The sequence below is a fragment of the Rathayibacter sp. VKM Ac-2762 genome (assembly GCF_009866585.1).
Taxonomy (GTDB): Bacteria; Actinomycetota; Actinomycetes; order Actinomycetales; family Microbacteriaceae; genus Rathayibacter.
The window spans coordinates 2,267,656-2,284,280 of sequence record NZ_CP047419.1 but is presented as its reverse complement, the minus strand read 5'-3'; the positions used below and the strand labels follow the sequence as shown (position 1 = coordinate 2,284,280).

Here is a 16,625-nt window from a genome sequence, read left to right as displayed (position 1 = left end):
GCGGACATGTCCTCTAGAGGGCGGAGCGCCGCTCCTCCAGGGCGGAGCCCGCGCCCTCCAGGGCGGAGCCTGGCCCCTCGGGGCCCGCGGCGGAAGGGCTTGCCCGGATCCGCGGCGGGCGATTGGCTGGAGGGCAGGAGAGAGAGGTGTCACCATGACGCAGACCTTCCCCGCCTGGTTGCGGGATCAGCAGAAGAGGGACGACGAGGTCGGCCGCTTCGCGCAGGCCTTCGGCGGTCGCGACGACCTGCCCGAGCACGGCGGCCGCGCGATCTACGACGGCTACTTCGCCAGCGAGCCCGAGTCGGCGCAGGCCGATCTGGACCGCGCCTGGATGGAGTTCGAGGCGCACCCCGAGCCGTCCGCCACGTCCGACGAGCCGGAGGGACTCCGATGAGCGACCAGACCCCGAGCCCCGTCGAGGACCCGGACGACCAATCCGACAAGCCGTCGCAGGCCGAGGGCGAGGACGAGCGCGACACCCCGCACGAGGTCCTGCCCGCCGAGGGCAAGCCCTCGAAGGCCGAGGGCTGAGCCGACGCACTGAGCCGACGCACTCCCCGGAGGGGCGCATCCTGCAGAGGGTGCGCCCCTCCGTCGCGTCAGCGCACGGTGACCGCCAGCAGCTCGTGCGCCGCGGCGCTGTCCGGATAGCGGGAGAGCACGCGCTCCAGATCGCGCCGAGCCGGAGCCGTGCGCCCGTCCGAGAGGAGCGTGCTCGCGCGCTCGAGCAGCGCCTCCGCCCGCAGCTCCACGGGCCGCGCACTGGTGACGGTCGGGCGCACCACGCGGTCGAACGCCTCGAGGGCGCCCTCGATCAGGCCGAGCTCGCGGAGAGCGACGCCGCGGCGGATGAGCACCGCGGCGGAGGCGGCGTCCACGTTCTCGACGGGCGCCGAGAACTCGGCCACGTCGCTCCAGCGGCGGCGGGCGGAGTAGAGGGAGGCGAGCGTCGACGCCGCGAGGGTCGACGGCTCCAGGGTCTCGACCGCCACGACCGCCGCGGCCGGATCCGTGGGTGCCGCCAGCTCGGCGTAGAGCAGGCGCAGCGCCGGGGCGTCGAGCGGCACCTCCACGTCGAGGCCGCCGCTCAGCGGCAGGCGGACGGTCAGCGCGATCCCGTAGCGGCGGAGGAAGAAGTCGGCCGACGGGTCGTAGCGGATGCGCACCAGCCAGCCGGTGAGCCGCAGAGCGCGATCGTCGTCCGCGGAGTGCAGGGCGTCGCGGACGAGCTCGACGACGGCCGCGAGGCGCGAGCCCTCGGGGGAGCCGGTGGTCGCCTCGTGCAGGTCCTCCGCCGGCGCCCCGGCGCGCACGAGCCGGAGCAGGGGCGCCTCCCACGCCGGAGCGAGGGCGGAGGGGCGCACGAGACCCGGCCCGCCGGGCATGCTGAGCCAACCGGACAGCCGGGAGCGGTGGTCCTCGGGGGAGAGCGGGTCGCCGGCCGCCCGGAGCCGGGGGCGCGCGAGGGCACGGAGCTCACCGCTCCGCCGGAAGCCGACTGCCACGGCCGATCCCCCTCCGCGTGCGACGGCGGCTGAGGACCGTCGATCCGCCGAGTCTACGGCGTCGCCCCCCGCCGTCACCCCCGAACGGGGAGCGACGCGCTGGCGGCGATCCCCCGCCTCCCGTCGTCGCCCCCCGGCGCTGTCAGGCGCCGATCGAGCCCGCCGTGCGCAGCGGCATCACGTCGGGCTTCTCGGCGGTGCTCGCGATCGTCACGACCGCCTTCTCCTCGTTCGAGCGGAGCACGGCGTCCATGATCTCGAGCACGTGCAGGGCCACGCGGCCGGAGGCGCGGTGCGGGCGGTCCTCCGCGATCGCCTCCGCGAGGTCGGCCAGTCCCACTCCGCGACCGGTGTCGATCACGCCGGCGGAGTCGGGGACGACCCGCCAGTCCTCGTCGCGGACGGCGACCTCGACCGGGTCCGAGAACATGTTCGGATCCGGGACCGAGATGGTGCCCTCGGTGCCGTAGACCTCGAACTTCGGGGCCCGGCTGCGCCAGACCTCGAAGCTCACGGTGACGGTGGTGGCGACTCCGCTCGCGTGCTCGAGCAGCGCGGTGATGTGCGTGTCGATCGTCACCTCGATCGGCGTGCCCGCCTTCGGCCCGGTCTCGATCGTGCGCGGGCGGTCGGAGCGGGTGGCCAGGCCCGTGACGCGGACGACCGGCCCGAAGAAGAGCACGAGCGCCGTCAGGTAGTACGGGCCCATGTCCAGCAGCGGGCCGCCGCCGGGCTGGTAGTAGAACTCGGGCGCCGGGTGCCAGCGCTCGTGGCCGGGAGCGGCCCAGTGCACCTGCGCGGCGATCGGGGTGCCGATCGCGCCGGAGTCGAGGGTGAGGCGCGCGGTCTGCACGCCGGTCCCGAGCACCGTGTCCGGGGCGCTCGCGAAGCGCAGGCCCAGCTCGTCCGCGAGGTCGAGCATCGGCGCGGCCTCGGCCGGGTTCAGCCCGAGCGGCTTCTCGGCGAAGACGTGCTTGCCCGCCTTCAGGGCGCGGGTGCCGATCTCGACGTGCGCCGCCGGGATCGTGAGGTTCAGCACCGCGTCGATCTCCGGGTCGTCGATCAGCGCGTCGACGGTGAGGGCGCGGACGCCCTGCTCGTCGGCGACCTGCTGCGCCCGCTCCTGGTTCAGGTCGGCGACCGCGACGAGGCGGAGGCCGGGGAAGGTCGGGAGGTTCGCGAGGTACTGCTCGCTGATCTTCCCGACGCCGATGATGCCGACTCTCAGCGGGACGCCCACAGCATTCCCCTCTCGATGATCGTGCGGACGTTGTCGTCCTGGAGGATCTCGACGCGGTGGCCCGGCGTCGAGACGAAGATGCGGCCCTCGCCCCAGAGGCGGGTCCAGATCGCGGGGGAGGTGATGGGGCGCTTCCACGGGTCCCACGGGCGGACGGCCTGCGTGGTCGTGGCGAGCACGTCGTTGTAGTCGTCGTGCAGCACCCAGTACTGCTCCGTGACCAGCTCGAAGTCGGTGATGCCCTGCGTGATCGGGTGGTCGGCGGCGAGGGCCGTCATCTCGATCGTGTGCGGCATGTAGTTGTCCGACTGCTCGCCGGTGCGCTCGTCCGGGTGCTTGCCGGGGTGCGAGGCGAACTGGCCGCCGATCAGCTGCAGGTAGTCGGAGTTGTCGCGGTAGGAGTCGGCGATCCCGCCGTGCCAGCCGGCGAGGCCCGTGCCGCGCTCGACCGCAGCGCGGAGGCCCAGGAACTCCTCCCACTGGATGGAGGTCATCGTGTTCGACTGCACGATCAGGTCGACCGTCCGCATGTAGGCCTCGTCGGCGTACACGGCGGTCGACTCCTCGACGCGCACGTCGTAGCCGTTGTCGCGGAGGAACGGCAGGAACAGCTCGGTCGCCTCGACCGGTTGGTGGCCGTCCCAGCCCCCTCGGACGACGAGGGCCGTCTTGCCGGGAGTGGTCGGGGAGTGGTCGGTCATCGTCGTCCTCACGTGCGGGCGGATCGCTCCGCGGTTCGTCATCGAACAGGACTTGCGCAACTTCTGTGCGGGAGCCCCGGCGTCCGACCATCATGCACCGCGGTTCCCGGCGGGAGCAAGCCGTCCGCGCGCCGGTCCAGTTGCGAAAGTCGGTATCCGCTACGGTGAGCACATGCCCGACCACGACGACGTCTCCGGAGCGACCACCCGCCCGACCATGGCGCTCATCGCCGAGCGCGCCGGGACGAGCGTCCCCACCGTCTCGAAGGTGCTCAACGGCGGCACCGACGTCTCGGAGGCGACCCGTCTGCGCGTGATGGAGGCGGCGCACGCGCTCGGCTACCGCCGCCGTCCGCGCCTGCGCCCGCCGGTCGAGGATCCGCACTCCGCCCAGATCGTCGACGTCGTCGTCGGCCACATCGGCGGCACCTGGATCGGCCCGGTCCTCGAGGGCATCGAGGCCGAGGCCTCCGCCGCCGGGGTCGACCTGGTGCTCACCCGCGCCCGCGACGACGGCGCCTGGATCAGCCGCCTCCTCCGCCGCCCCTCGCTCGGCGCCATCGTGGTGCTGGTCAACGTCTCGGCCGCGCAGCTGCACCTGCTGACCACCGCCGAGCTGCCCGTCGTCGTCGTCGACCCCAGCACGCGGCCGCCGGCCGATGTCGCGAGCGTCGGCGCGACCAACTGGGACGGGGGCCGCATGGCCGCCGAGCACCTCCTCGACGCCGGCCACACCCGCTTCGGCGTCCTCGGCGGCACCCGCACCCAGCTCTACAGCAGCGCCCGGATCGACGGCTTCACCACCGCGCTCCGCGCCGCCGGAGTCGAGGATCCGCGCGTCGCCTACTGCGACTGGGACCGCGAGCTGGCCCGCGAGGCCGCCGGGCTGATGCTCGCCGAGCCGGACGCGCCGACCGCCTTCTTCGCCTGCTCCGACGTGATGGCGCTCGGCGTCTACGAGGCCGCCGACGACGCCGGCCTCCGCATCCCCCGCGACCTCAGCGTCATCGGCTTCGACGACGTCGAGGAGTCGGCCTGGGCGACCCCGCCGATGACCACGATCCAGCAGCCCATCGGCGAGATGGGCGCCATCGCCTTCCGGATGCTGCACCAGGCGCACCGGTCGGCGACCCCGCTCGCCTCGGGCGCCTCGGCCACCCGCATGGAGCTGGAGACGCGCCTGATCCGCCGCGCCTCCGTCGCACCCGTGCGCGTCTAGCGCCGCCCGCTCGCCCTCCCACCCCCGCCCCCTCGGGATCGAGGCGTCAGGAACGGTCCTCATCCGCCCGCCGTGACGACCGTTCGTGACGCATCGACCCCGGCGGGCGCCGCGGTCCCGCGGCCCCCGCCCTCAGTGCCCCGCGCCTAGGTTCCCGGCGAGGCGGCCGTGCATCCGGGTGGAGGCGTCGTTCATGCCCGCGATCACGGCGCGGGTGCCGTGGCGCTCGTACTTGGTCGTGACGGCGTCCAGCGCGGCGACGGTCGAGGTGTCCCAGATGTGGGAGCCGGAGAGGTCGATCACGACGTGCGCGGGGTCCTCCGCGTACGAGAACTGCGTGGTGAGGTCGTTGCTGGAGGCGAAGAACAGCTCGCCGGTGACCGTGTAGTGGGCCGTCGATCCGTCGGCCGAGAGGGTGCGCTCGACGGTGGCGAAGTGGGCGACCCGGCGGGCGAAGACGACCATGGCGGCGAGGACGCCGACGACGACTCCGATCGCCAGGTTGTGGGTGAGGACGACCACGACGACCGTGGCGATCATGACGACCGTCTCGCCCACGGGCATCCGCTTCAGGGTCGACGGGCGGATGCTGTGCCAGTCGAAGGTCGCCACCGACACCATCACCATCACCGCGACCAGCGCGGCCATCGGGATGATCGCGACGAGGTCGCCGAGCGCGACGACGAGGATCAGGAGGAACACGCCGGCGAGGAAGGTCGAGATGCGGGTGCGGGCGCCGGACGCCTTCACGTTGATCATCGTCTGGCCGATCATCGCGCAGCCGCCCATGCCGCCGAACAGGCCGGAGAGCACGTTCGCGGCGCCCTGCCCGAGCGACTCGCGGGTCTTGCGGGAGGGGGTGTCGGTGATGTCGTCGACGAGCTTCGCGGTCATCAGCGACTCGAGGAGTCCGACGAGCGCCATCGCGACGGCGTACGGCGCGATGGTCGTGAAGGTCTCCCAGGTCAGCGGCACGTCCGGGACGAACAGCTCGGGGAGGCTGCGGGGCAGCTCGCCCTGATCGCCCACGGTGGGGACGGCGACGGCCGTGACGACGACCGCCGCGGTGATGAGGACGATGGCGACGAGAGGCGCCGGAACGGCCTTCGTCAGGCGCGGCATCACGACCATGATCACGATGCCGACGGCGACCAGCGGGTAGACCAGCCAGGGCACGCCGATCAGGTTGGGGATCTGCGCCGAGAAGATCAGGATCGCCAGCGCGTTCACGAATCCGACCATCACGCTGCGGGGGATGAAGCGCATGAGCTTCGCCACTCCGAGCAGCCCGAGCACGATCTGGAACACGCCCGCGAGGATCACCGTCGCGATGAAGTAGTCCATCCCGTAGTCGCGGGCGACGGGGGCGATCACGAGGGCGACGGCGCCGGTGGCGGCGGTGATCATCGCGGGGCGTCCGCCGAGGAACGCGATCGACACGGCCATCACGAACGACGAGAAGAGGCCGACCCGCGGATCCACGCCCGCGATGATCGAGAACGAGATCGCCTCGGGGATGAGCGCGAGCGCGACCACGAGGCCGGCGAGGACCTCGCGGGTCAGGATGCGGGGGGTGCGCAGCGCCGTCATCACGGTGGGCTCGGCGTGCGGGCGGGCAGGGGTCTTCGAGGCGAGGGCCATCGCGGCGGCTCCAGGGAGTGGGAGGGGTGCTCGACGAGGAGCGCGGAGGGCTGCGGCATCGGGTCGGCGGAAGCGGGCGGGGATGCCAAGCTTGCAGAGGCGTGTCAGCAGCACGTGCAACCCTACCCTCACGTAAGGGTAGATCTGAAGGGGTGAGCAGGATCGGCACCATGCACATCGGCGAGCTCGCCGAGCGGACCGGCCTCTCGCTCCGGACCCTGCGCCACTACGACGAGATCGGCCTCGTGAAGGCGTCCGGCCGCACCGAGGGCGGCTTCCGCCTCTACACGTCCACCGACTACGACCGCCTGATCCTCATCCGCCGCATGAAGCCGCTCGGCTTCTCGCTGGAGGAGATGGCCGCGCTGCTCCGCGTGATCGACACCCTCGAGGCCGAGGGCGACGACGCGCCTGCCGAGGTCCGCGCGCAGCTCGACGCCTTCGTCGCGCAGGCTCGCGAGCGCCGCGAGGCGCTGAGCGCCCAGCTCGCGATGGCCGACGAGTTCGTCGAGCTGCTCACCAGCCGCTGAGCCCGGTCGCCCGGCCGCCTGCGCGATCGATGCGTCGCGAACGGCTCCCACGCGGCTCCGATGACGACCGTTCGCGACGCATCGGATCCCGGGAGCGCGGGAGAGCCGCTCAGGTCGCGCTCGCGTCGGGCAGCTGCTCCGGGCAGTCGCCGCCCGGCTCGGTGGCGAGCTCGAAGTGCCAGATCTCGTTCGCGTAGATCTGGCAGAGCCCGTAGTCGGTGCCGTGCTGCGCGAGCCAGCTGTCCGCGTCCGTGTAGCCGATGTCGACCGCGCCGCCGGTGAGGTGGGCGGAGGAGGTGACGGATGCGACGCGGCGGCCCGCCTCCTCCGCGCCGTACTCGCGGACGGCGTCGTCGACCAGCGCCTGCTGGTAGCGCTCGCTGCGCCAGCCGCTGGTCACCACGAAGGGCACGTCGTCGGCGGCCGCGTCCGTGGCGGCGGCCTGGACGGCCGCGCGCAGGGCGGGGTCGAGGCGGGCGATCGCCGGGAGGTCGTCGGCGAAGGGCGAGACCGACTCGCCCTCCTCGATGTAGCCGTCCTCGTCGCCGAGGGGGTCGGAGAAGAGCTCGGCCGCCGCGGGCGCGCTGCCGCGCCGCTCGCTCAGGAGGGCCCACGACGCCGCTCCGAGGAGGGCGGCGAGCAGGACGACGGCCAGGGAGGCGGCGATCACGGCGGAGCCGGCGCGGCGAGGGCGGTGAGGGGAGACGAAGGTGGAGCGCATGCAGCGAGCACACCAGGGGAGGGGTGACGGGAGCGTCAGGGCCGAGCAGACGCCGACCATACGCCGGGAGGGGGGAACCGCACCGTCACCGTGAGCCCGCCCTCGTCGCGGGCGTCGAGGCGCAGCTCGCCGTCGTGCACCTGGACGATCCGGGCGGCGAGCGCGAGCCCGAGCCCGGCGCCGCGCGGGGCCGCCCCGCCCGCGGTGCGTCCGGCGCCGCGCACGAAGGGCTCGGTCATCGTGGCGAGCAGCGCGTCGGGCACCACCGGTCCGGTGTTGACGACCGCGACCTCGACCGCTCCGTCGGGTGCGGTCCGCGTCGCGACGACCACCCGGCCGCCCTCCGGCACGTTGTGGCGGACGCCGTTCAGCACGAGGTTGCCGAGCAGCTGCCGCACCAGCACCGGATGCCCGTCGAACGAGCCCTCGCCCAGCTCGTCGACCACGACGATCCCGGAGGCCTCGGCCAGCGGGCGCAGCTCGTCGACGACGTCGGAGGCGGTCTCGGCGATGTCGACGGGCTCCCGGAGGAGCGGCTCGGACGAGTCGAGGGCCGCCAGGGCGAGCAGCGCCTCCACGATCTCGGTGCCCCGCCGGTTCGTCTCGTCGAGGCGCCGGAGCGTCTCGCCCGGGTCGCCGCTCCCGGGGTCGGCGAGGGCCGCGTCGAGGATGCTGCGCGCGATCGCCTGCGGGGTCCGCAGCTCGTGCGAGGCGTTCGCCGCGAACCTCCGCTGCTCCGCGAAGGAGCGCTCCAGCCGCTCGAGCATCGAGTCGAAGGCGTCGGCGAGCAGGCCGAACTCGTCGGGTCGGCCCCCGAGCCCGACCCGCCGGTCGAGCGAGCCGGCGGCCACCTCCCGGGCGACCGCGCTGATCCTCGCCAGCGGGCGCAGGATCCGCCCGGCGAGGAACCAGCCGCCGATCAGCCCCACCACCGCCAGGGCGAGGAGCACCTGCCACACCCGCGGGAGGAGTGCCTCGATCAGGTCCGTGCGGCTCGGCACGAAGGGGCCACCCGCGTCGATCTGCTCATCGGGCACGAAGCGGAGGACGTAGAACAGCAGGGCGATGAGCGCTCCGCCCGCGACGAGGAGGAACCCCGCGTAGCTGAGGGTGAGGCGGAGGCGGACGCTCACGGTGCCGGGGCGCCGGGGTCGACCATCCCGTAGCCGACGCCCGGCTCGGTGCGGACGACCCAGGGGTCGCCGAGCCGCTTGCGCAGCGAGGAGATCGTGATGCGGACGGCGTTGGTGAACGGATCGGCGTTCGCGTCCCAGGCCCGCTCGAGCAGCGTCTCGGCGCTCACGATCCCGCCGCGCGCGGCCATCAGGACCTCGAGCACGGCGAACTCCTTGCGCGTCAGCGCCACGTAGCGGTCGCCGCGGTAGACCTCGCGGCGGAACGGATCGAGCCGGAGCCCGGCGAACTCCAGCACCGGGGGCGCGCCCTCGGCCGGCCGGCGCGCGACGGCCCGCAGGCGCATCACCACCTCGCGGAGGGCGAAGGGCTTGGTGATGTAGTCGTCCGCCCCGAGCTCGAAGCCGCGCACCTTCTCGTCGAGCCGGTCCGCCGCGGTCACCATCAGCACCCGCACCGGCAGCGCGTCCGCGACGATCCGCCGCAGCACCTCGTCGCCGGGGATGCCGGGCAGGTCGCGGTCGAGCAGCACGGCGTCGTAGTCGGTGACCGCCAGCTGCTCGAGGGCCGTCTCGCCGTCGGGGGCGATGTCGGCGGCGATCGCCTCGAGGCGCAGCCCGTCGCGCACCGCCTCGGCGAGATAGGGCTCGTCCTCGACGATCAGCACGCGCATGCCGTCATGCTACGGACCGGGGCGTATGGCGGGCGTCTGGTCTCCCGGGGCTCGGACGGCGGCTCTCAGCCGCGCGGGCCGCGGGCCAGCAGGGCGTGCAGCAGCGGCAGTGCCGACGCGATCATCAGCACCGTGCCGAAGCCGCTGTCGTCCGGGCGCACGACGGCGCCCGCGATCAGCAGGCCCGCGAACAGCACGGCCGAGATCACGCGGCGGACGGTGCCCTCGAGCCGGTTCAGCCGGCGCTCGATGGTGGGGACGGTGACCGCGAGCTCGCCGTCGTCGAGGGTCGTGACGAGCTCGTCGAGCCGGCGCGGCAGGCGCCAGATCAGGCCGAGCGTGTCGACGGCCTGCTTGCCGACGTCCTGCACGACGGAGCCGCGCTCCTCGCGGATCAGCTGCTGCGCGTAGGGCTCGACCGAGTCCCACAGGTTGAAGGCCGGGTCGAGCGCGCTGCAGACGCCCGAGGTCAGCGACATCGCGCGGATGACGAGCAGGAAGTTCTCGGGGAGCTGGAACGGCAGCGCGCGCACGACGTCCCCGAACTGCACGGCGAAGTCGCGGAACTCGCGCGGATCCACCTCCCGCAGCTCGGCGAAGCCCATGCCGCCGAAGCGGGCGAAGAGCTGCGTCAGCGCCCGCTCCAGCTCACGGGAGTCGGCCGAGGGGAGGAGGACGCCGACCGCGCGGGCCGCGTCGACGAGACCCTTGCCGTCGCGGGAGGCGGCGGCGATCAGCATCCGGCGCAGGCCCGCACGGGTGCTCGGCGGCACCTCGCCCATCATCCCGAAGTCGATGAAGGTGAGGCGCCAGGGCAGCTCGCCCCCGGGGGTCGGCGTGACGAAGACGTTGCCGGGGTGCGGATCCGCGTGGAAGTAGCCGTTGGTGAAGAGCTGGTCGAACATCACGGCCGCGAAGACCGGAGCGACCTCCCGCGGATCGATCCCGGCGGCCAGCAGCGCGGCGTGGTCCGTGATCTTGATCGCGGTGACGTCCTCGAGCGTGAGGACCTTGCGGGTCGAGCGCTCCCAGACCACGTCCGGGACGGCCACCCGGGCGTCGCCCGCGAAGTCGGCGGCGAAGCGGACGGAGTTGGCCGCCTCCTGCAGGTAGTCGATCTCCTCGAGGCTGGTGACCGCGAACTCCTCGACGAGCGCCGGGGCGTCGACGCGGTCCGAGACCAGGCGCACGTGGCTGAGCCAGCCGCCGACGCGGCGCAGAGCCGCGAGGTCGACCTCGACGATCTGGTCGATCCCCGGCCGCTGCACCTTCATGATGGCGGCGGAGTAGCCGGTGTCCTCGGCGTCGACGGGGGAGAGCCGGGCGCGGTGAGCCTGCCCGAGAGAGGCGGCGGCGACGGGCGACTCGTCCACTCCGGCGTAGGCGCGCTCGAGCGGCAGCCCGAGCTCGGACTCGGCCAGCGCCCGGATCCGCGGGAACGGGACGGGCGGGACCTCGTCCTGCAGCCCCTCCAGCTCGCGGGTGATCTCGGGCGGCAGCACGTCCAGGCGCGACGACATGAACTGGCCGACCTTGATCATCAGGCCGCCGAGGTCGACCGCGAGCACGTGGAAGCTGCGGGCGAAGCGGCGCATCCGGCCGGGCCGGGTGCGGAGCGCGACGCGCGTGAGCCCCACCCGCGGCAGGAGCAGGTCGAAGAACCAGGTGACCGCGAGATGCCACGCGGCGAAGCGGAGGATCCGGCGGTAGCGCCGCCGGTCCTCCCGCTCTCGGTGGCCCGGGGCGGCAGGACCCGGGCTGACCGAGGCCACCCGGGTCAGTCCTGCGCGAGGATCGCGTACAGGCGGCGGCGCACGTCCTCGAGTTCGGCGACGGCCTTGCGGATCTGCTCGGGGGTGCCCGAGCGTCCGACCTGGGCCGCGGCCTGGGCGAGCTCGAGGCCCGCCTTGGGCAGGGCGCCGAAGTCGACGTGGTCGGAGTCGTTCCACGGGGTCGAGGTGCCGTGCTCGGCGACCGTCGCGCGGCCGGCGTCGGTCAGCGTGTAGGTCTTGCGGCCGTTCTGCTCGTCGGCCGTGATGAGGCCCTCGTCCGCGAGGAGCTGGAGGGTCGGGTAGACGGAGCCGGGGCTCGGCTTCCAGTCGCCTCCGCTGCGCTCCTCGATCTCGCGGATGATCTGGTAGCCGTGCATGGGCTGCTCGGCGAGGAGCGCGAGCACCGCGGTGCGCACGTCCCCGCGGCCGACCCGGGAGCCGACGCGCTTCTCCATGCGGGAGCGGGCCTGCTCCATCGCGCGCCAGATGCTCTCGATGGGCGTGCCGGTGCCGAACGCGCCGGTCGATGACGATCCGTTCATGATGACCTCCTGTTTCTCCGAACGATACTCAGCGATATGGGTGGCGACTGTGAACGACTGCCGCGTCGGCTCAGAGCTTCGCGAGCTTCGCCCGGGCGACGAGGAACAGCCCGTACATGACCAGTCCCGCGCTGACGAGAGTCAGGGCGATCGTGCCGTACGGAGGGACGTCGAGGAAGCGGATGGCCCCGTCGAGCCCGGTCGCCTGGCGGGCGTCGCCGGTCAGCGCCGCGACCACGAAGATCCCGCCGGCCAGGCCCAGAGCGAGCCCCTTCGTGATGTAACCGGTCGCGCCGAGGATCAGCACGGCCGTCCCCGTCGGGCCCTCGGGGATGCGGACGAGCTTGCGGAAGCCGCGCCGGATCCCGATCGCGACGAAGCCGATCCCGCTGCCCAGCACGATCCCGCCGACGATCACGAGGATCACGACGCCGACCGTGCTCGTCAGCAGCTCGGTGTTGATGCGGCGGATCGTGGCCGAGGAGCTCGTCGAACCGCCGAGGGCGAAGACGAGCGTGGTGCCCGCGAGGGTGAGCGAGGCGAAGCCCTTGCCGGATTCGACGATCCGGCGGCCCAGGCGGGCGGGGAGGCCCGGCGCGGAGGAGCGCCCGCCGAGGGAGAGCTGCCAGAGGCCGAGCGCGACCAGCCCGACCAGCGCGGCCCAGGCCACCACGAGCCCGACGGGGGAGTCGGCCATGCGCCCGATCGCTCCGGACGCGTCCGCCTCCCGCGAGGTCTCGTCGCTGACCGCGACGCGCAGGGCGAGGCCGCCGATCAGGAGGTGGATCAGTCCGTTGACGGCGAAGCCCGTGCGGGCGAGGCGCCGGAAGCGCCGGGTCCGGACTCCGGCGCGCGGCGACGGCACGCTCGCAGTGGACATCGCGCAACCCTCTCATCCCCGGCGGCCCCGGCGCCTCCTGACCCGCCGACGCGCGCGTGGCAACCCTCTCCCCGGCCGGGTGCCCGAGTCGTGGGATGGAGGTGCGGCGCGGTTCGCACCGCAGCAGGACGAGAGAAGGAACCCCATGCGTGCACGCCGACGTCGCGCGGGCGGTCGCCGAGGGCCGAGGCGGGGCGGACCTCCCGGACCGGTCCCGGGCAGGGGAGGGCGGCGACGATGACCGGAGCGACGCTCCTCGTCCGCCGCCCGTCGAGCCCGGCCTCGCGGGTGCTGGTGCTCCACGCGACGGCGGTCGAGCTGGAGCTGCTGGTGGCCGCGCTGCTCGGACTCGCCGAGGCGACGCCGTGCCTCGACGTGCGGGTGGCGGCGAGGTCGCGGGCGGCGCTCCTGCTGGCGACCGTCGATCCGGAGGCGGTGCTGCCGCTGGCCGAGGCGCGGCGGGTCCGCGTCGGGCTCCGCCGCGAGCGCGAGGAGCTGGAGCGCGGCGGGGTCGGGTGCCGGCACGTCGTCGAGGCGCGGGCCGGCCGTCGGTAGCTCCGGAGCGGGTCCGATCGGCCGCCGGCCTCGCGACGAAGTCCTGACGGAGGTCGTCCACCGCCGATGTGCGCCGCGCCGTCCCGCCCCCGTCAGCAGCAGCCGCAGGCCTCGGAGTCCTCGCTCGTCAGCGCGGAGATCGGCGTCGTGCAGGACTCGCCGCGCCAGGCCTCCAGGCCCTCGCGGACGGCGACCGCGGCGATCACGAGGCCGGCGACGGGGTCGGCCCACGTCCATCCGAGCGTGCTGTTCAGCAGCAGGCCCACCAGGACGGCGGCGGAGAGGTACGAGCAGAGGAGCGTCTGCTTCGAGTCGGCGACGGCCGAGACCGAGCCGAGCTCGCGGCCGGTCCGGCGCTCGAGCAGGGAGAACGCGGGCATCACCAGCAGGCTGACGGCGGCCAGCACGATGCCGACGGGCGAGTGCTGGGCCTCCGAGAATCCGAGCAGCGCCCAGATCGAGTCGACGGCGACGAACGCGGCCAGGCCGAGGAACGAGACGGCGATCACCCGCAGGGCGGTGCGCTCGCGCGCCTCCGGATCGCGGCCCGAGAACTGCCAGGCGACGGCCGCGGCGGAGAGCACCTCCACCACGGAGTCGAGGCCGAAGGCGACGAGCGCGGTGGACGACGCGACCGTCCCGGCGGCGAGGGCCACGATCGCCTCCACTACGTTGTAGCCGATCGTCGCGCCGACGATCCAGCGGATGCGCCTCTGCAGCACGCGGCGGCGGGCGGGGAGGAGCGGAGCGCGCAGGGCGCTCATGCGCAGCGGCAGTCGTCGCCGGAGCAGCAGTCCGGATCGACGACCAGGGCCAGGCGGAGCAGGTGGTCGAGCGCCCCGGCGATCCGGGTCTCGGCCAGCCGGTACCAGGTGTACCGGCCGTCCTTCACGGCCTCGACCAGCCCGCATCCGCGGAGGCACGCGAGCTGATTCGACATCACCTGCCGCGAGACCCCGAGCGCGTCCGCGAGGTCGGAGGGGACGGCCGGAGCCTCGCGCAGCGCGAGCAGGATCCGGGACCGCGTCTCGTCGGCCAGGGCGGATCCGAGGCGCGCGAGAGCAGCGGAGTGGGTGAGGGTCGCGGTGGCGGGCACGGGAGCGACGGTACACGCGATGCTGTATCGAGCGCGAGGGCGGTGGTCTCTCCTCGAACGTGCGAGCTCCCCTCCTGCTCCCCCCGTCGGGTGGGCGGACGGGCCGCACTGCCGCGGATCCCCGGGGCCGGCCTCCACGGCGCGCCCCGTGCGGCCCGCGCGCCGTGCCAGGATCCCCTTGATCACGGCGCCCGTCCGCCGCTCCGCCGCTCGGTCTCCTGGAAGGGCCACGGACCCGCCTTGCTCGATGCCACGACCCTCCGCGTCGCCTTCGGGGTCACCGCCCTCACCCTCTTCCTGCTGTTCGCGCTGGTCACCTACCGGTCGACGCGCTCGTCCTTCAGCTTCTGGTGGTGCACGGCGCTCGCGCTGTTCATGGGCGGCTCGCTCGCCTACCTCCGCGACGGCACGGCCGACCAGGTGTGGGCGAATCCGCTCGGCAACGGGCTCATCGTGGCCGGCGCCGCCGCGGTCTGGGCGGCGAGCCGCTCCCTCCGCGGCCGGCCGACGCCGTGGTGGCTGGTGGTCGCTCCGACCGTGGTGGTGACGGGCGTGTCCAGCCTCGACTCGCCCGCCGTCAACGACTGGTCGGGAGGGCCGCTCTACCTCGCCTCGATGGCGCTCCTCATCGGCCTGTCGACCCGCGAGATCGCGCTGCTCGGCGCCGGGCGCTCGCGCACGCGCTGGCCGCTGCTGCTGAGCTCCGGCGCCCTCTCCCTCTACTACGCGCTCCGGTTCGCCGTGTTCCTGGCCGCGGGGCTGCGCAGCGAGCTGTTCGCGACCTGGTTCGGGACCCCGACCACCACGCTGATCACGCTGGTGCTGCTGGTCGTGGTGTCGTTCAGCATGGCGTCGCTCAGCGGCGAGCAGGTCGCGCAGATGCTCACCGCCGGCGCCGCCCGCTCGCGGCAGGAGCTCGCCGACGGCGAGAGGGTGCAGCGGCGGCTCGAGCCCCGCTCGGTCCCGGACCTCCCGGGCTACGACGTCGCCGGCGCCTGCGTGCCCAGCGGGACGGTGAGCGGCGACTTCTTCGACTGGCGCTGCACGCCCGACGGGCTCGCCGTCACCGTCGCCGACGTGATGGGCAAGGGGGTCGGCGCCGCGATGATCGCCGCCACGGTCCGCGCCGCCCTGCGCGTCACTCCTCCCGCCCTCGGCCCCGCGGCGACGATGGCGCTCATCGACCGGGTCGTCGAGCCGGATCTGTCGGCGAACGACGCGTTCGTCACGCTCCTCCACCTGCGGCTCAGCGCCTCGACCGGCGACATCGCGCTCGTCGACGCCGGGCACGGACTCGGGATCGTCTGCCGCGCCGACGGCTCGCGCGAGCGCATCCCCTCCGCCCACCTGCCGCTCGGCCTCCTCGGCACGCAGGAGTGGGAGCCGACCGGCCTCCGGCTCCACCCCGGCGACCTGCTGCTGATCTGCAGCGACGGCGTGCTGGACCTCTTCGACGGCTCCCTCGCCGCCCTCGACAGGGTGGCCGACGCGGCCGTCGCCGCCCCTGCGACCGCCGCCGCCGCGGTCGCCGGTGTCACCCGCCTGGCGGCCGAGGGGCTGCTGGCGGACGACGTGACCGTGGTCGCGATCCGGCGGACCTCGGGGAGCTGACCCGGCCTCAGCCCCGCCCCGCCTGCAGCCGGAGCCCGGCCAGCAGCAGGTCGAGGCCGGAGCGGAACACGTCGAGGTCGTCGTGCGTCGCCATGACGTCGGCCGCGTGGTGGCCGAAGGGGAACTCCTCCGGATCGAGGGCGCGCCAGCGGTCGGCCAGGTGCTCGAGGAACTCGCCCCTCTCCATCCCGCTCTCGAGGAACTCGCGGGGCGGCGGCTGCGCCAGGTCGGCCGCGACTCCGACGACGTAGCTGACGATGGACGACACGGCGTGGAACCGCTGCCGGGGCGTCAGGTCGAGAGCCATGAGCTGCTGCCCGAGGCGCTCGTACATCGCCATCGAGTTGGGCTGCACCCCGGTCGTGCGGAGCATGTAGAGGCCGAACCAGGGTCGGCGGACGCACTCGTCGAAGAGGGCCAGTGCGACGGCGCGGACGTTGTCGATCGGGTCCGGCCCGTGGATGAGCGGCTCGCTGTCGGCGAGGACCCGACCCATGACCTCGTCGGTCGCCCGCTCCAGCAGCTCGTCGCGGCTGCCGACGTACCAGTAGATGCTCGCCACACCGCCGCCGAGTCGGGCCGCGAGCGCGCGGAACGTGAGGGCCGACTCCCCGGACTCGTCGAGGATCGCGATCGCCTCGGCCAGCACGGTGTCGAGCGAGTGCGACGCTCGGCGGCGGCCCCGGGCGGGGGAGGGCGCGGCAGCGGTCTCCGTCGGGCGATCTGCAGGCATGGCTTGCATCTTACCGAACGGCGTTCCATACTATCGAACGCCGTACGAGAGTCGAACGGCGTTCGATAG

General features: G+C 73.7%; 19 protein-coding genes. 6 read left to right on the top strand and 13 right to left on the bottom strand.

What is annotated here, in order from left to right:
* Positions 1-154: 154 nt before the first annotated feature.
* Entirely contained in the window at positions 155-397 is a 243-nt protein-coding gene (locus GTU71_RS10795; RefSeq protein ID WP_104227148.1) for a hypothetical protein, read from the top strand.
* Positions 394-534: a hypothetical protein gene (locus GTU71_RS10790; RefSeq protein ID WP_159940045.1), complete on the top strand. Its 141-nt coding sequence runs from the start codon at positions 394-396 to the stop codon at positions 532-534. Before GTU71_RS10795 ends, GTU71_RS10790 begins: the two co-directional genes overlap by 4 nt.
* 68 nt (positions 535-602) lie before the next feature.
* On the opposite strand, the gene GTU71_RS10785 is transcribed toward GTU71_RS10790, so the two are convergent.
* From GTU71_RS10785 to GTU71_RS10775, 3 genes are all read right to left on the bottom strand, one after another.
* Entirely contained in the window at positions 603-1,508 is a 906-nt protein-coding gene (locus GTU71_RS10785; RefSeq protein WP_159940043.1) for a tetratricopeptide repeat protein, read from the bottom strand.
* A 142-nt stretch (positions 1,509-1,650) separates the two neighbouring features.
* The gene (locus GTU71_RS10780; RefSeq protein ID WP_159940041.1) at positions 1,651-2,748 is read right to left on the bottom strand and encodes a Gfo/Idh/MocA family oxidoreductase; all 1,098 of its coding nucleotides are present in this window, start codon (positions 2,746-2,748) and stop codon (positions 1,651-1,653) included.
* Complete coding sequence (locus GTU71_RS10775) at positions 2,733-3,449, bottom strand: ThuA domain-containing protein (RefSeq protein WP_104227162.1); 717 nt, start codon at positions 3,447-3,449, stop codon at positions 2,733-2,735. The genes GTU71_RS10780 and GTU71_RS10775 overlap by 16 nt, the downstream gene beginning before the upstream one ends.
* A gap of 172 nt (positions 3,450-3,621) precedes the next feature.
* Here GTU71_RS10775 and GTU71_RS10770 point away from each other — a divergent pair, with 172 nt between their 5' ends.
* Complete coding sequence (locus tag GTU71_RS10770; RefSeq protein WP_104224297.1) at positions 3,622-4,668, top strand: LacI family DNA-binding transcriptional regulator; 1,047 nt, start codon at positions 3,622-3,624, stop codon at positions 4,666-4,668.
* Positions 4,669-4,800: 132 nt separating this feature from the next.
* Here GTU71_RS10770 and GTU71_RS10765 read toward each other — a convergent pair whose 3' ends face one another.
* On the bottom strand, positions 4,801-6,309 hold the full coding sequence (locus tag GTU71_RS10765; RefSeq protein ID WP_159940039.1) for a SulP family inorganic anion transporter: 1,509 nt from the start codon (positions 6,307-6,309) through the stop codon (positions 4,801-4,803).
* 170 nt (positions 6,310-6,479) lie between these two features.
* On the opposite strand from GTU71_RS10765, the gene GTU71_RS10760 reads away from it, so the two are divergent.
* The gene (locus tag GTU71_RS10760; protein ID WP_104227142.1) at positions 6,480-6,839 is read left to right on the top strand and encodes a MerR family transcriptional regulator; all 360 of its coding nucleotides are present in this window, start codon (positions 6,480-6,482) and stop codon (positions 6,837-6,839) included.
* A 109-nt stretch (positions 6,840-6,948) separates the two neighbouring features.
* On the opposite strand, the gene GTU71_RS10755 is transcribed toward GTU71_RS10760, so the two are convergent.
* The 6 genes from GTU71_RS10755 to GTU71_RS10730 all read right to left on the bottom strand — a co-directional run bounded on the left by GTU71_RS10755 (position 6,949) and on the right by GTU71_RS10730 (position 12,561).
* The gene (locus GTU71_RS10755; RefSeq protein WP_104282597.1) at positions 6,949-7,560 is read right to left on the bottom strand and encodes a D-alanyl-D-alanine carboxypeptidase family protein; all 612 of its coding nucleotides are present in this window, start codon (positions 7,558-7,560) and stop codon (positions 6,949-6,951) included.
* 35 nt (positions 7,561-7,595) lie between these two features.
* On the bottom strand, positions 7,596-8,693 hold the full coding sequence (locus GTU71_RS10750) for a HAMP domain-containing sensor histidine kinase (RefSeq protein ID WP_159940037.1): 1,098 nt from the start codon (positions 8,691-8,693) through the stop codon (positions 7,596-7,598).
* The gene (locus GTU71_RS10745; protein WP_104282595.1) at positions 8,690-9,367 is read right to left on the bottom strand and encodes a response regulator transcription factor; all 678 of its coding nucleotides are present in this window, start codon (positions 9,365-9,367) and stop codon (positions 8,690-8,692) included. The genes GTU71_RS10750 and GTU71_RS10745 overlap by 4 nt, the downstream gene beginning before the upstream one ends.
* Before the next feature lie 65 nt (positions 9,368-9,432).
* A complete protein-coding gene (locus GTU71_RS10740; protein ID WP_104267906.1) occupies positions 9,433-11,139 on the bottom strand; it encodes an AarF/UbiB family protein in 1,707 nt (568 codons plus the stop codon).
* Positions 11,140-11,144: 5 nt separating this feature from the next.
* Positions 11,145-11,681 (bottom strand): PadR family transcriptional regulator, encoded by a 537-nt coding sequence (locus GTU71_RS10735; RefSeq protein ID WP_104224292.1) that lies wholly within the window; start codon positions 11,679-11,681, stop codon positions 11,145-11,147.
* A 70-nt stretch (positions 11,682-11,751) separates the two neighbouring features.
* Positions 11,752-12,561 carry a DUF1206 domain-containing protein gene (locus tag GTU71_RS10730; protein ID WP_159940035.1) on the bottom strand — a complete coding sequence of 270 codons (810 nt, stop codon included), beginning with the start codon at positions 12,559-12,561 and terminating at the stop codon, positions 11,752-11,754.
* Positions 12,562-12,798: 237 nt separating this feature from the next.
* Here GTU71_RS10730 and GTU71_RS10725 point away from each other — a divergent pair, with 237 nt between their 5' ends.
* A complete protein-coding gene (locus GTU71_RS10725; protein WP_104329268.1) occupies positions 12,799-13,116 on the top strand; it encodes a hypothetical protein in 318 nt (105 codons plus the stop codon).
* Between the two features lie 92 nt (positions 13,117-13,208).
* Here the strand turns inward: GTU71_RS10725 and GTU71_RS10720 are convergent, their stop codons facing one another.
* Both GTU71_RS10720 and GTU71_RS10715 read right to left on the bottom strand, forming a co-directional pair.
* Entirely contained in the window at positions 13,209-13,880 is a 672-nt protein-coding gene (locus GTU71_RS10720; protein ID WP_159940033.1) for a cation transporter, read from the bottom strand.
* Entirely contained in the window at positions 13,877-14,212 is a 336-nt protein-coding gene (locus GTU71_RS10715; RefSeq protein WP_104234042.1) for a metalloregulator ArsR/SmtB family transcription factor, read from the bottom strand. The genes GTU71_RS10720 and GTU71_RS10715 overlap by 4 nt, the downstream gene beginning before the upstream one ends.
* A 240-nt stretch (positions 14,213-14,452) precedes the next feature.
* On the opposite strand from GTU71_RS10715, the gene GTU71_RS10710 reads away from it, so the two are divergent.
* On the top strand, positions 14,453-15,823 hold the full coding sequence (locus GTU71_RS10710; RefSeq protein ID WP_104269622.1) for a PP2C family protein-serine/threonine phosphatase: 1,371 nt from the start codon (positions 14,453-14,455) through the stop codon (positions 15,821-15,823).
* A 7-nt stretch (positions 15,824-15,830) separates the two neighbouring features.
* Here the strand turns inward: GTU71_RS10710 and GTU71_RS10705 are convergent, their stop codons facing one another.
* A complete protein-coding gene (locus GTU71_RS10705) occupies positions 15,831-16,556 on the bottom strand; it encodes a TetR/AcrR family transcriptional regulator (RefSeq protein ID WP_208543579.1) in 726 nt (241 codons plus the stop codon).
* Positions 16,557-16,625: the final 69 nt, after the last annotated feature.